The organism is Kutzneria sp. 744 (assembly GCF_000568255.1).
In the GTDB taxonomy this organism is placed as follows: Bacteria; Actinomycetota; Actinomycetes; order Mycobacteriales; family Pseudonocardiaceae; genus Kutzneria.
In genome coordinates this window covers 9,808,009-9,821,349 of record NZ_KK037166.1, presented here as the reverse complement: position 1 = coordinate 9,821,349, position 13,341 = coordinate 9,808,009, and the positions used below count along the sequence as shown (strand labels likewise).

Below are 13,341 nucleotides of genomic sequence, written 5' to 3'. Positions count from 1 at the left end.
GCCCAAGGCCTTCCACCGCCGCCTGCGCGAGGACCTCACCGCGGTCTTCGCCCTCCTGGCCGACGGAACGCTCCGCCCGCAGGTCGCCGCCGAGATCCCCCTCGCCGAGGCGTCGGCCGCCATGCGGCTGGCCGAGTCGGGCACCGTCACCGGCAAAGTTGTCCTGGTGCCGTGACTCGACGGAAGGTAGGAGGCATGGCGCCCACCACGCATCTGGTCCACGTCTTCCCCGACGGCCCCGGCGGCGGCAATCCCGCCCCGATCGTGCTCGACGCGGACCCCATGTCGGACGAAGAGATGCGGGAGGTGGCCCGCACTCACGGCCAAGAGTCGGCCTTCGTCCTCAGCGCCGAGCCGCCGTTCGACTTCGCGCTCCGGTTCTGGGTGCCCAACCACGAGATGCCGATGTGCGGCCACGCCACCGTGGGCGCCGTCCACACCCTGCACCGCCTCGGCCTCCTGGCCAAGGATCGGCTCACCATCTCCACGCCGTCGGGCCCCGTCGACGCCCTGATCACCGACGGAAACGTCGAGATCAGCCAGCCTCAAGGGACGGTCGCCACGGTGCCGACAACAGATGTTGTCAACGTCCTGGGCATCACCGCAGCCGATCTGGCGCCCTACCCGATCCAGAACGCCAGCACCTCCCGCGTGAAGACCCTGATTCCCTTGGCCAGCCCGAAGATCCTGGACGGATTGACGCCCGACTTCGCCCGCGTCCGAGAGCTGTGCGACGAACTGGGCTCCACCGGGCTCTACCCGTACGCGCAGTCGGGCGACCAGGCCTTCGACGCCCGGCAGTTCCCCCGCTCCTCCGGCTACCCGGAGGATCCGGCCACCGGCATCGCCGCCGCAGCCCTCGCGTACGGCCTGCTCGAAAATCGGCTGATCGACCCGGAACGCCCCATCCACGTCCGTCAAGGCCGCGCGATGGGGCGCCCGTCCCGGATCACCCTCCGCCTCACCCCCACCAACCTGTGGCTCGGCGGCGCCGTCAGCTAACAGGTTCCGTCGACGGCAGACAGCGCACCACCGGTCAGATAGCCCACCACGACCCCGTCGACACACTCGTTCCCCAGGAAAGCCCCGTGGTGAAAGGCCCCCAGCTGCGTCACCATGCGCGACCCCGCCAACGCCCGATGCATGGCCAGCTGACCCGGATACGGCGTCACCGGATCTCCCTTGGCGGCGACCATCAACACTGGAAGTCCATTGTGGACGACAGTGGGCCCCTCGATCGGCTGCACCGGCCAGAAGGCGCACGGCGTGAGGTTCCGGGTCACCGCCCCGAAGACCGGCTCGGACGCTCGATGCGCCTCGATGTCACGGTCGTAGACCGCTGGATCGTGCGACACGGCCCGGTCGGCACAGAGGAACGGAGTCCCCGCCTGGGCGCTCACGTCGTCGCCTCCGCCGTGCGCGGCGGCCAGCTGCGCCGCCAGCCGATCGGTCACCGTCGGCGATCCGTCCCGCAGCTGGCGAATCTCCGTCGCGAGCTCGGTGTAATCCTCCGCTGCATCGCTTGGAACCACGCTGTACAGCAGATACGGCAGCACATGACCATCCACTGTGTACCCTCCGGCCTTCACCGGGCCGCCCCCGACAAGCCGGTGCACCGTCCCCAGCACGTCATCGGCCGTCTCGCCGATGCCCTGTTTTCCCGCCGCCCACTCGGCGAAGTGGCGCAGCGCCGCTTCCATGGCCGGCCCCTGGGTGGTGAAGAACCCCGGCCCGTAGAGATCGGGGTCCACCGAGCTGTCCAGCACGAACCGATCCGCGTGCGCACCGAACATCTGCATGTACACGGCACCCAGGTACGTGCCGTACGAGTCCCCGTAGTACGAGATCCGCTGCTCCCCCAACGCTACCCGGATCGCGTCCATGTCCCGCACCACGTTCCGTGACGTGGCGTACGGCAACTCGCCCAAATGCCCGCGCACGCACTGCGCGGCCAGCTTCGCCTCGAACGCCACACTTTCCTTGTAGCTGGTCAAAGTCGGTCCCGCCGACTGCTGAAACGTCGCCGTCTGCCACGGGCACAACAGCGGCCCGCTCCGTCCGACGAACCGCGGATCGAAGCCGATCAGGTCGTACACGGCGCCCAGGGCCGGCGAGAACGTCCCCAGCACCGCCAGTTCCAGCCCGCTGGACCCCGGACCGCCGGGATTCAGCAGGAGAACGCCGCGCCGATGCGTCGGATCCGTGGCCTTGACCCGGGAAAAGGCCACGGACATCTTCCGGCCGTCCGGCCGCCGGTAGTCCATCGGCACCACGACCTCGGCGCACTGCGCGCCGTGACTGTCGAGCTCCTGGCCGATCGCGTCGTCGGGCCCGAGCGCACATCCGTGCCACTCGATGCCCGTCACCCCGGTCGTCAGCGACGCCACGGCCGCCAGAACAAGTGCTACCCCCGATAACGACATGATCGGGAGGATGCCGGCACCCGTGATCATCCAGCGTCCGGCCACGAGAGGACCGCCGCCTCAGCCCGAGGGATGACGCCGGCCCGGATCTTCCCGTGTTACGCCGGCCGCTCGGTGTCCAGCGGCACGTCATCTCCGCGCACCAGCCCCAGTTGCACCGTCTGCCGTCCGAACACCGCGTCGACACCCCAGTCGATCAGCGTCCGCGTGCGGTTCCCCGGCATCGCCGCCAGGTGGTATCCACGCGTCACCGCGGCCGCCGGCAGCCCGGACAGCGGTATCCCCAAAGGGTTCGCCGCCGCGGCCAGGCCGCCGAGGTCCACCACGAAGCCCAGGTCATGGTGCTTGTACTGCGCTATCTGGCCGTGCCCGAGCGTCGCCGCGATGTTCTTGCCGGCCAGTTTCCCTTGCCGCATCGCATGTTGGGCTGTCATCGCCGTCAGCTCGCCCGGCCGCGTCAGGTCCGGCACCGCCGCACAGTCCCCGCACGCGAAGATCTCCGGGTGGCCCGGCACCGCCATCGTGGCGTCCACGACGATGCGCCCGCGTTCCGTCGCCAGCCCCGTCGCGTCCGTCAGCGGATCCGGCCGCACCCCCACGCACCAGGCCAAAGTGCGCGTCCGCACGAACTCGCCGTTCGTCAGCCGCACCCCCTCGGCCGTCGCCTCCTCCACCGAGGTCCCCATCAGCACCTCGACACCGCGTTTGCGCAGCAGCTTGTCCGCCGCCTTCGACAGCCGCGGATCCAGCTCCGGCAACACCTTCGGCGCCACGTCCAGCAGCAGCCACCGGATCTTCTGCCCTTGCAACGCCCTGTTCCGCCCCGCCACCGCCGCCGTGAACGGCGGGCCCTGCGCCGCCACCTCCGTGCCCGTGTAGCCCGCCCCCACCACCACGAACGTGCAGCGGGCCGCCTTCAGCGCCGGGTCGTCCGTCGCCGCCGCCAGCTCGATCTGCCGGATCACGTGGTCCCGCAGGTACAGCGCCTCCCCGATGCCCCGGAACCCGTGCGCGTGCGCCCCGACCCCGGGGATAGGCAGCAGCTTGTTCACGCTCCCGGCCGCCAACAGCAGCCGGTCGTAGCCCAGCACATGCGAGCCACCCTCAGGATCCGTGTACGTCACCTCACGCCGATCCACCGCCAGCTTGTCCGCCGTGCCCAGCGCCAGCCGCACCTTCGGCAGCGTCTTGGTCAGCGACACCGCCACCCGCCGCGGATCCAGCGACGCCGCCGACACCTGCGGCAGCAGCGGCAGGTACAGGAAGTAGTCCGTCTTGTTGACCAACACCACTTCCGTGTCCTCCGGCACCGCCTTCACCAGCGCCTTCGCCGCGTGAAACCCGGCAAAGCCACCGCCGACGATCACGATCCGGTTCGCTGTGCCCACAATCCCTCACCCAACTCCGCGGTCGGCAACCCGGCCCGTCCAGCATGGAAGCACCCTCGCCCGACGGCAACCCGAAGCTCAGGCGCTGGCATCGACCGGCGTGCGCTCGGTTGGGTTGCCCGCAGCCGGACGGCGCAGGTTCTCGATCACGCGCTTCCCGACGGCGATCATCGGCTGCTCGACGTGCCGATAGAGCTGGTCGGCCATCAGCAGGCTGATCAGCGTCACGGCGATCGCGCTGGCGACACGGGCGACGCCGAACATCGGCGAGATGCCGGACGCCAGGAAACCGGCCACCAGCTGGCACAGGTACAGCGAATACGAGCGCTCGCCGACGAAGACCAGCGGACGCCGGCTGAGCAGCCACGAGACCGGACCCGGCGAGACGAGCGACGGAATCAGCAACACCACGGGAATCGCGTACAGCGCGATCACCGGAGCCTCCGAGCCGAACAGCGCCACACCCGTCGGAATCCACAGCTGCGCCGCGACAAGGGCGACCGCGGCCAACACCCCGGCCACCGGGTGGGTGAGCGGCCGCACCAGCGCGAAACCGCGCTTGCTGTGCATCACCATCGCGAGCAGACAGCCGAGCAGAATCACGTAGTAGTGCACGAACATCGGCAGCACGAGGGTCCACAGCAGAAACATCGACGCCAGCAGGCAGACGGTCGCGACAATCCTGGTTCGGCCGAGGAACGCCCCCGCCGCGAAGGCCAGCAGCGGCCAGACCAGGTAGAACTTCTGCTCGATGCCCAGCGTCCAGACAATGCCGAAGACCCGGCCGGGGCCGACCAGTTCCCCGTTGAAGGTCAGATAGAAGGGCATCACCTGGCCGAACCCGACCGAGGTGAACTGCCCGCGCAGCACGTAGACGAGCGCTGTCACCCCCAGCACCACGAAGTAGACCGGCAGAATGCGGAAGGCCCGTCGAATGTAGAACTCACGCGGCGAGACGCGCCCGTTGCGGAACTCCTCCCGCAACGCCAGCGTCGTGATGAGGAAGCCCGACAGCACGAAGAAGACGTGGACACCCACCCAACCCGACAGCCATTCCAGGCTCGGCCCACCGCTGTGGAACACAATGACAAGGACGGCGGCCACCGCCCGCAGTCCGTCCAGCGCGGTAAAGCGTCTTGTCGCCAGAAAATCGGCATGGGTCATCGCACGCACAGCTCACTACCCCCCGGCAGAGAAATCGCCCTTCACTGCGCGTCATTTGCGTCGCGCAGTCAGGAGACGTCACCCCGGGGACAACGGTTGCCCTGGTCGTGGTTCGCGAAATTCCTCACGGGTACTCCCCCGGCATCAGGTCAGGATCGAGCAGGGGAGGACTTCCGCGATGGCAGACCTTGAGAGCCGGGCCGACGTCTTCACCAAGGACGAACCGGAGACGGTGGTGGTGGTCCGTCTGACCGGCGAGGTCGACCTGACCACCGCCGAGCACGCGGCGGACCGGTTACGCGCCGCGGAGGCCGCGGCCGTGGCCGATCCGCCCGCCGTGGTCGTGCTCGACCTGAGCCGAGTGACCTTTCTCGGCTCGGTGGGCCTGGCGATGATGGTCGAGCACGATCAGCTCTGCGCCGCCGTGGGCAGCCGGCTGTGCGTCGTCGTCGGGGACAACCGGAGCGTGTGGCGCCCGATCCAGGTCGCCAGGCTCGACACCGTGCTCACCATCGTGCCAACGTTTCCCTTGCCCCACAACGACATTGACTAGAACTGCTCACCGGCCGGCTGCCGGACCGTCACGTTGATGCGGTTGAAGAAGTTGGTGGTGGCGATCATCAGGATGATCGCGGACAGCGCCTTCTCGTCGAAGTGGTCGGCGGCGTCGTCCCACACCGCGTCGGACACCGGGTCGACCTGGTCGGCCATGCGGGTGGCGGCCTCGGTGAGGGCCAGGGCGGCCCGCTCGGCGTCGGTGAACAGGTCGCTCTCCCGCCACGCGGAGACGCGCAGCAGGCGGTCGACGCTCTCGCCGGCCTTCTGGGCGCTGGTGACGCCGGCGTCGACGCAGTAGCCGCAGCCGTTGATCTGGCTGGCCCGCAGGTGCACGAGGTCCAGCGTGGCCTTGGGCACGCCACCCTGGTAAATGGCCTTGAACAAGCCCTGCACACCGGCGACGGTGTCGGGCAGCACCTTGGCGGGGTTGGTCATACGAGCAGCCATGATCTCGCTCCTTCTCCAGCGGTTCTTGCTCCGTCATCTCACTGACGAGCGCGCGGCGGGCGATGTGACACGGCCCGATGTGACGGCGGCCACAGGGCGTGAGCCGAATGTGTTCCCGCGGGCAAACGGCTTAATTCGGTTCACCCCGCCCGGCCCGTAGCGGACTGGGGAAACGCACTAGAGGGAGCCTCGGAAACCTTCCGCGACCGGACGGCGGGCGGAAAGCTCTTGTCTCGACGGCGGAAACGACTTCCGACCGGAAACGCGATAATAGGAGACAACGATGAACGCTCTGCACCGTCGTATCGCCGCTGCTGTCGTCGCGACCGCGGCCGCCGGCGCCCTGCTCGGCGGCACCGCGATGGCGTCGGCCGCGCCCGCCGCCCCGGCCGTCTCCGCCTCGGCCGAGGTGTCCGCGTCCGGCGCCCTGACCGCGGTCGTCGGCAACCTGCTGACCGTGAAGACCAGCGCGGGCGCCGACGTGAAGTTCAAGCTGACGGGCGACACCCGGATCCAGGGCAGCCTGGACCTCAACGCCCTGATCACGGTGAAGGGCCACCAGGTCGGCGGCTCGCTGGTCGCCGACCTCGTGATCGTGGGCTGAGAGGTGTCGGTGCGGGCGCGCTGGGGTCAGTTCCCCGTCCCCAGCGCGTCCCGCAGCTCACGCCGGCCGGAGACGCCCAGTTTCCGGTACACGCTGGTCAGGGCGAATTCCACGCTGCGCGTGGTGACGTACAGTTCGCCGGCTATTTCCTTGTTGGTCCGCCCGGCCGCCGCGCGCCGGGCGACGAACGATTCCCGCTCGGTCAGCAGGGCCGGGTCGGCCAGCGCGAATCTGCGACGTCCCCCTGCCTGCCGCAATTCGCGACCGGACCGTTCCATCAGCGCCACCGAACCGCAGCGCATGGCCATGTCGTGCGCCATCCGCAGCACGGAGCGAGCCGGCAATTCGTCGCCGGATTCCCGCAGGCTGCGGCCCCAGTCGGCGAGCGCACGCCCGTACTCCAATCGCGCCGGCGATTCCCGCAGGACGTCGACGGCCTCCGAGAGCAGCTCAGCGTCGCCGGTCACCACGCCGGCGCCGCGCAGCGCGACACCGACCGTCGACGCCGAGCCCCAGCGCCGCGCCAGGTGCAGTTCACGCTCCACAAGCGACAATGCCCGACGCCGATCTCCCAGCTCCGCCAACAACAACGCCGCAGTCGATCGCCACGGGCATAGCGCAGGGTTCAGCACTCCGCGCTGTTCCAGCCGACGCCCGCACTCCAGCAGGTCGTGCACAGCGCGAACCTTGTCACCGTCGGCCGCGCGAAGACGCCCACGCTGGAACAACACGGCATCGAACCGCGCCGATCCCGGGACCTCTCCATCCAACCCCTGGGCGCTCAGCAGCACGGCCGCCGCCTGAAGCTCGTTGACGTCGATCAGGGCGCCGACCATCGGCGCCAGGGCGGTGACGTGCGGGTCGTGTTGCAGCAACGTCAGTCGCCGTGCGTCACGCAGAGCTCCCCTGCGCAGCGCCAACTCGGTCCGCAGCCCGTGGGCCAGGCGGGTCAGCGCGGGCCGGGAGCGTCCCGAGATCGCGGTCAAGGCGGTGTCGCACAGCCGCTCCGCCTCGTCGAAATCGTCCATCATGGACAGTGCGGTCACGACATGCTGCAAGGCCCGGCGATCCACCAGGTCGGAACCGGCCGTCACGGCAAGGTTCCGACCGGTCGCCCGTTTCAAGGCGGCCGTCGCCTGCACCCGATCGCCTTCCAGGGTATGGGAGACAGCCGCGATCGCGTGCCAGAAGCGTTGCCGGCGCGGGTTCTCGGGCAGCGTTGGCATCGCGTCGACAACACCGGCGTGTTCGACGCCGATCGACAACGCCGCCAGGTCGTCGTTCACGTTGACCAGCGCTCGGGCCGCGTCGACCAACTGCCCGCGTTCGGCCAGCTCGTACGCCAACGTCGCGCCGCCGCCGGCCTGAGTCAGATGTTCCAGCGCCGCGGCGGGATCGGTGTGAACCTCGGCCTCACCGAGCAGGGCCAGCGCTCGCCAACGGTCCTCATCGGACAGTGGCTCGGCCAGCAACCTTTGCAGGCACTCGGCCGCCAGCTCCGGATCGCCGTCGGTCATCGCGGTCGCCGCGTGCTCGCGCAGCATCCGACACGTCCACTCGTCGCCCGCGGGCTCAGTCGCCAGCAGGTGATCGATGATGTCCTCGGTCGCCGCTCTTCGTCGGTACAGCGCCCGCGCCGCCCGCAGCCGCATCTCCGACGGTATGCCGGCGACCAGCGCCGCCGTAACCAAAGGCAGGCCAACGGTTCCGAGATCAACGAGCCCGCGGCTGGCCGTCGTGTGATCGACATCGGCCACCGCGGCCACCAGTCCGATGTCGGCGCCGCCGAGGACCTCGACCGCCCGGCCGACGGCCACCAGCTCCGGCCCCAGTGTCGCGATGATCGCCGACGTCAGCTCCGGCGAAGGCTCCCGACACAGCTCGCCGATCGATGCCCCGCCGCAGCGCAGCAGCTCCGCGATCAGCCAGGGGTGTCCTCCGGTCGCCCGATGGACGAGGCCGCCTTCGTCGGGGACGAGCGTCCGGACGGCCCGCTCGTCGAGGCGGCCCAACGTGATCCGGCGGGCGTCACGGGCGAACTCCCCCAGCCGCCCTGGCAACGTTGTCACGATCATCGCCACCGGCAGGTCCGTAAGGCGCCGCCGCAGATAGTCCAGCAGTCGCAGCGAATCGGCATCGGCGAGATCGAGGTTGTCCACGGCGATGAGCACCGGCGTGCTACTCGCCAGTTCACGCAGCTCGCGATACAGCTCCCGCAGCGCCGCCTGAACCGCCCTGGGGTCGTCGTCGCTCGCGAGGCGATCCAGCACGGAGCCGGCGACCGGATCGAACAGCTGCGCCGCGAGTTCGTACGGGAACTCCCGCTCCACCGCCGAGCCCTGAGCCGCGAACACCGTGAACCCGAGTTCGGCCGCCAGTTCCGCGCCCGCCTTGAGCAGCGTCGTCCGCCCCATCCGGGGCGCCGCCTCGACGCACACCACCGCCGGCCCCTCGGAAAGCGCTTGCCGGATGACCGCCAGCTCGGCGTCGCGGCCTACACACGCCTGTCTCACCCGCACCCAGTGCTCCCTCCGCCGTCCACAGAGGGGTCGTACGGGAAGCGCTCCGCCCGCAAAAGAGATGGCAATCGGTCACTAGGCGATTCCGGAGCGTCCGCCGTGTTAGCTTCCGGATCGATCGAGGGAGGGGCATGACCGTCGACGAGTACGGCACCGTGCGCGCCCATGCGCTGCGCCTGTGCCTTGCCGCCGGGGCCACCGTCGAGGAGGCCGAGGACTGCGTGCACGAGGCGCTGGTCGAGCTGCTGGAGGTGGACGACCCCGCCTCCGTGCGGGCCCCCGCCGGCTGGGTCGCCACCGTCTCCCGGCGGCGGCTGATCGACCAGCTCCGCCGCCGCTCCCGGGAACGCGTCGCCGGCCAGCGCGAGCCCTCCGCCATCGCCCCCGCCGATCCCGCCGACCTCGTCGCCGACCGCGACCTCGCGCGCTGGGCTCGTCCGGTCCATGGCCGACCTGCCGCACTTACTCCCCCCAAACGAACTATTTTACAGGCCCCGAGTGTATTATCTACATCAGATTCACTCGATCCCATCCGACGCAGGCCTCTTAGCATAGGCCTGGTCTATAGCCGTATATAATCGACGATACATTTGAGTAGCCATCATCTTCGAAGGGTCGAGCACTATGAGTGGTTGGACCGAGGGAACCGGTTGAGGACTGACATAGCATTGTCAGCATGGCGCTGAGGCCACGACGGGGGCCCGCTTGTGAAAGAGGGCTTCACGCTAACGCGAAATTGGCGTCATAGCCCAGGCATACTCTCATCATAGCGAATCTTTAACATTCTGCAGTATTTATGACAGCAGGACGAGTCCGCTCGCGCCCGCCGCCGGCTCCGCAAGCTGCGCAACGCCATCGTCCTCCCCGTGGGCGTCTGCTGCGCCCGCGTCCTCCAGCGCCTCGCCGCCCCTCTCACCTGCGCCGCCGTCGCCGCCCCGGTCGCCGCCGTGATGCTCCTACCCGGCTCCCCCGCCCCGCACCACTCGCTCCCCCACGCCGCAGCCCCCGCCGCCATGACCACCAGCCCCACGACAACCCCGCCTCCGCCCCCGGTCACGACGTCGACAACAACTGTTGTCAGGACCACGACGACCTCGACGACTGTCCCCTCATCGGTCACCACGACCACCACGACCCACCTCTTGCCGGCGCCCGATGTCGTGCCGCACGTGGACAGCGTCGTCACGGATCTCCTCCGCCACCTGCCCACCGCGCTGCCCCCGCTGCCATCCCTCCCCGGCCTCCCTCTCAAGCTGCCGCTGGGCAACTGATCACCGCCCGAGGGCTCGGTAGAGTGCGGGGATGGTGAACCTACGGGAGCAGATCCTCGCCGAACTGGGCGTCAAGCCGACCGTCGTGCCCAAGGTCGAGGTCCGGCAGCGGGTCGATTTCCTCAAGGAGTACCTGCGGTCGACGCCGGCCAAGGGGTTCGTGCTGGGCATCAGCGGCGGGCAGGACAGCACGTTGACGGGGCGGCTGTGCCAGCTGGCGGCGGAGGAGCTGCGGGCCGAGGGGCACGAGGCGACGTTCGTGGCGGTGCGGCTGCCGTACGGGGTGCAGGCCGACGAAGAGGACGCGCAGATCGCGCTGAAGTTCATCCAGCCCGACCGGTCGATCACGGTGAACGTGAAGCCGGGAGCGGACGAGGTGGCGGCGGAGGCGGCGAGGGGCCTGGACGAGGCGGGGCTGCGGGACTTCGTGCGGGGCAACATCAAGGCCCGCGAGCGCATGGTGATCCAGTACGCGATCGCCGGCCAGCTGAACATGCTGGTGGTGGGCACGGACCACGCGGCGGAGGCGGTCACGGGCTTCTTCACCAAGTACGGCGACGGCGGCGTGGACGTGACGCCGCTGACGGGACTGACCAAGCGCCAGGGCGCGGCGCTGCTGCAGGAGCTGGGGGCGCCGCCGAGCGTGTGGGAGAAGGTGCCGACGGCGGACCTCGAGGACGACCGGCCGGCGCTGCCGGACGAGGTGGCACTGGGCATGAAGTACACCGAGCTCGACGACTACCTGGAGGGCCTGGACGTCACGCCGGAGGTCGCCCAGCGGGTCGAGTCGGTGTTCCTGGCGACTCGGCACAAGCGGACCGTGCCCGTGACCCCTCTCGACACCTGGTGGCGCAAGAGCTAGACCGCTGACCGGCGGCGTGCCAGGGTCGAAGGCGTGCCCGAACGCCGCCATGAGCATCCCTTCGTGCCCTACCGCCCCGCCCGGCCGTCGTTGGACGACGCGCTGCGGCGGGGCGAGGACTTCTACCGCCGTCTGGACGAGCGACGCTCGGTGCGGTGGTTCTCCCCCGATCCCGTTCCGCAGCAGGCGATCGAGCTCGCGGTGCGGGCGGCCAACACCGCGCCGAGCGGGGCTCACTTCCAGCCGTGGACGTTCGCCGCGACCGACGACCCGCAGCTGAAGCGGCAGGTCAGGGCGGCGGCCGAGGAGGAGGAACGCCGCTTCTACCACGAGCGCGAGGCCCCCGAGTGGCACGCGGCGCTGTCCCGGCTGGAGACCGACGAGAACAAGGAGTTCCTGGAGAGCGCTCCCTGGCTGGTGGTGGCGTTCGCGCAGAAGAGCACACCGCGTCCGGACGGCTCGCTGCGCAAGAACTACTACGTCAACGAGAGCGTCGGGATCGCCTGCGGGCTTTTTATCACCGCCCTGCACGAAATGGGCCTGGCGACGCTCACCCACACGCCGAATCCCATGATCTTCCTGACGGAGCTGTTCGGCCGCCCGGCAACCGAGCGGCCATACATCCTCTTCCCCGTCGGCTATCCGGCCGACGACTGCGAAGTGCCCGACCTGAGCCGGAAATCGCTCTCCGAGGCGCTGGTCGTGGTCAGAACGTGACGGGCAGCTCGTACACGCCGTAGACCGCGCCGTCGTGCTTGAACGAGATCCGGTCGGCGTCGACGGCCAGGCGCAGGTCGGGGAGACGCCGGTACAAGGTGCCGTACACGACCTGCAACTCCATGCGGGCCAACGGCTGCCCGACGCACTGGTGCACGCCGAAGCCGAAAGCGATGTGGTGCCGTGGATTCCGCGCGAGGTCGAGGAGGTCGGGGTCGCCGAAGGCCGAGGGATCGCGGTTGCCGATGTCGCCGGCGGCGATGATCCCCTCGCCGGCCCGGATCACCTCGCCGCCGATCTCGAGGTCCTCCACGGCGACCCGCCGACGCCCGTTGTGGGTGATGTGCAGGTACCGCAACAACTCCTCGACGGCCGAGGCGATCAGCTCGGGGTCGTCGGAGTCACGGAGAACGGCAAGCTGCGCCGGCTGTTCGAGCAGGGCCAGGGTGCCCAGTGCGATCATGTTCGCGGTGGTCTCGTGCCCGGCGATGAGCAGCAGCACGCCGATCTGCGCGGCATCCCGCCGAGCCAGCTCCCCGGCGTTCACGCGGGCGGCCAACTGGGACAACAGGTCGCCGGTCGGCTCGACGAGCTTGCGTCCCACCAGCTCGTCCAGGTACTCGTAGAGCGCCTGCATGGCGGCCATCCGGTCGGCGGGCGGAGTCGAGCGCCCGATGATGGCTTTGCTCTGCCGCTGGAAGAAGTCGTGATCGGTGTACGGCACACCGAGCAGGTCGCAGATCACCAGCGACGGCACCGGCAGCGCGAAGGCCTCCACCAGGTCGACCGGCCGCGGGCCGGCCAGCAGCTGGTCGATGCGCTCGTCCACGATGCGCTGCACCGCCGGCCGCATCGCCTCGACCCGTTTGATCGCGAACGAACCCGTGACCATGCGGCGGAGCCGGGCGTGTTCGGGGTCGTCCATCATGATGAAGCCGAGCCCGCTGCCGGCGGCGCCGGGCGGACGTGGTGCGCCGAGCGGGTAGCCGGGGCGGTCGATGTCGGCGCTCACACGGGGATCGGCCAGCACGGCCCGCTGCTCGTCGTACCGGGTGACCAGCCACGGCGTGCTGCCGTCGGCCAGCCGCACCCGGGCCACCGGCCCCTCCTGCTGCATCTCACGCAGCGCCGGCGGCGGATCGAACGGGCAGCCGGCCGCCCTGGGCAGCGGAAACTCGGGCAGCACGGTCATGACGCCACCCGGATCGCCGCGCCCGGGCAGACGTTGACGGCCTCATGGACTGCGCCGTGCAGTTCACTGGGTGGCGCGGCGTCGAGCAGCACCACGATGCCGTCATCCTCCCGCTGGTCGAACACATCCGGCGCGAGCAGCACGCAACTGCCGGCGCCACAACACTTTTCCTGGTCGACAAAGACCTGCATGGTTC

15 protein-coding genes are annotated in these 13,341 nt (G+C 69.6%); 8 read left to right on the top strand and 7 right to left on the bottom strand.

Annotated elements, in window-relative coordinates; genetic code table 11:
- The first annotated feature begins 22 nt into the window (after window positions 1-22).
- Window positions 23-175 carry a zinc-binding dehydrogenase gene (locus KUTG_RS57320; RefSeq protein ID WP_255361054.1) on the top strand — a complete coding sequence of 51 codons (153 nt, stop codon included), beginning with the start codon at window positions 23-25 and terminating at the stop codon, window positions 173-175.
- A 20-nt stretch (window positions 176-195) separates the two neighbouring features.
- Complete coding sequence (locus tag KUTG_RS44950) at window positions 196-1,002, top strand: PhzF family phenazine biosynthesis protein (protein WP_043725965.1); 807 nt, start codon at window positions 196-198, stop codon at window positions 1,000-1,002.
- Here the strand turns inward: KUTG_RS44950 and KUTG_RS44945 are convergent.
- The 3 genes from KUTG_RS44945 to KUTG_RS44935 form a co-directional block, all read right to left on the bottom strand.
- A complete protein-coding gene (locus KUTG_RS44945; RefSeq protein WP_052396830.1) occupies window positions 999-2,423 on the bottom strand; it encodes an alpha/beta hydrolase in 1,425 nt (474 codons plus the stop codon). The two genes, KUTG_RS44950 and KUTG_RS44945, sit on opposite strands and share 4 nt — an antisense overlap.
- Window positions 2,424-2,521: 98 nt before the next feature.
- Complete coding sequence (locus KUTG_RS44940; RefSeq protein ID WP_043725962.1) at window positions 2,522-3,811, bottom strand: NAD(P)/FAD-dependent oxidoreductase; 1,290 nt, start codon at window positions 3,809-3,811, stop codon at window positions 2,522-2,524.
- Between the two features lie 78 nt (window positions 3,812-3,889).
- Window positions 3,890-4,975 (bottom strand): acyltransferase family protein, encoded by a 1,086-nt coding sequence (locus tag KUTG_RS44935; protein WP_052396829.1) that lies wholly within the window; start codon window positions 4,973-4,975, stop codon window positions 3,890-3,892.
- Between the two features lie 178 nt (window positions 4,976-5,153).
- On the opposite strand from KUTG_RS44935, the gene KUTG_RS62415 reads away from it, so the two are divergent.
- A complete protein-coding gene (locus KUTG_RS62415) occupies window positions 5,154-5,528 on the top strand; it encodes an STAS domain-containing protein (RefSeq protein WP_052396156.1) in 375 nt (124 codons plus the stop codon).
- Here KUTG_RS62415 and KUTG_RS44925 read toward each other — a convergent pair.
- Window positions 5,525-5,980, bottom strand: coding sequence for a carboxymuconolactone decarboxylase family protein (locus KUTG_RS44925; RefSeq protein WP_043725957.1), 456 nt, complete (start codon window positions 5,978-5,980; stop codon window positions 5,525-5,527). The genes KUTG_RS62415 and KUTG_RS44925 overlap by 4 nt on opposite strands.
- A gap of 283 nt (window positions 5,981-6,263) precedes the next feature.
- Between KUTG_RS44925 and KUTG_RS44920 the strand changes: the two genes are divergently transcribed.
- On the top strand, window positions 6,264-6,584 hold the full coding sequence (locus tag KUTG_RS44920; protein WP_043725955.1) for a hypothetical protein: 321 nt from the start codon (window positions 6,264-6,266) through the stop codon (window positions 6,582-6,584).
- Between the two features lie 26 nt (window positions 6,585-6,610).
- Here the strand turns inward: KUTG_RS44920 and KUTG_RS44915 are convergent, their stop codons facing one another.
- Window positions 6,611-9,103, bottom strand: coding sequence for a helix-turn-helix transcriptional regulator (locus KUTG_RS44915; protein ID WP_084580539.1), 2,493 nt, complete (start codon window positions 9,101-9,103; stop codon window positions 6,611-6,613).
- Window positions 9,104-9,234: 131 nt separating this feature from the next.
- On the opposite strand from KUTG_RS44915, the gene KUTG_RS44910 reads away from it, so the two are divergent.
- The 4 genes from KUTG_RS44910 (at window position 9,235) to KUTG_RS44895 (ending at window position 11,953) form a co-directional block, all read left to right on the top strand.
- Complete coding sequence (locus KUTG_RS44910; RefSeq protein ID WP_043725951.1) at window positions 9,235-9,681, top strand: RNA polymerase sigma factor; 447 nt, start codon at window positions 9,235-9,237, stop codon at window positions 9,679-9,681.
- Between the two features lie 288 nt (window positions 9,682-9,969).
- Window positions 9,970-10,374, top strand: a complete 405-nt coding sequence (locus tag KUTG_RS59750; protein ID WP_157495231.1) for a hypothetical protein — start codon at window positions 9,970-9,972, stop codon at window positions 10,372-10,374.
- A 31-nt stretch (window positions 10,375-10,405) separates the two neighbouring features.
- Entirely contained in the window at window positions 10,406-11,236 is an 831-nt protein-coding gene (nadE, locus tag KUTG_RS44900) for an ammonia-dependent NAD(+) synthetase (RefSeq protein ID WP_043725947.1), read from the top strand.
- Window positions 11,237-11,269: 33 nt separating this feature from the next.
- On the top strand, window positions 11,270-11,953 hold the full coding sequence (locus tag KUTG_RS44895; RefSeq protein WP_043725945.1) for a nitroreductase family protein: 684 nt from the start codon (window positions 11,270-11,272) through the stop codon (window positions 11,951-11,953).
- On the opposite strand, the gene KUTG_RS44890 is transcribed toward KUTG_RS44895, so the two are convergent.
- Entirely contained in the window at window positions 11,943-13,145 is a 1,203-nt protein-coding gene (locus KUTG_RS44890; protein WP_043725942.1) for a cytochrome P450, read from the bottom strand. The genes KUTG_RS44895 and KUTG_RS44890 overlap by 11 nt on opposite strands.
- Window positions 13,142-13,336 carry a ferredoxin gene (locus KUTG_RS44885; protein WP_043725940.1) on the bottom strand — a complete coding sequence of 65 codons (195 nt, stop codon included), beginning with the start codon at window positions 13,334-13,336 and terminating at the stop codon, window positions 13,142-13,144. Before KUTG_RS44885 ends, KUTG_RS44890 begins: the two co-directional genes overlap by 4 nt.
- Window positions 13,337-13,341 lie beyond the last annotated feature (5 nt).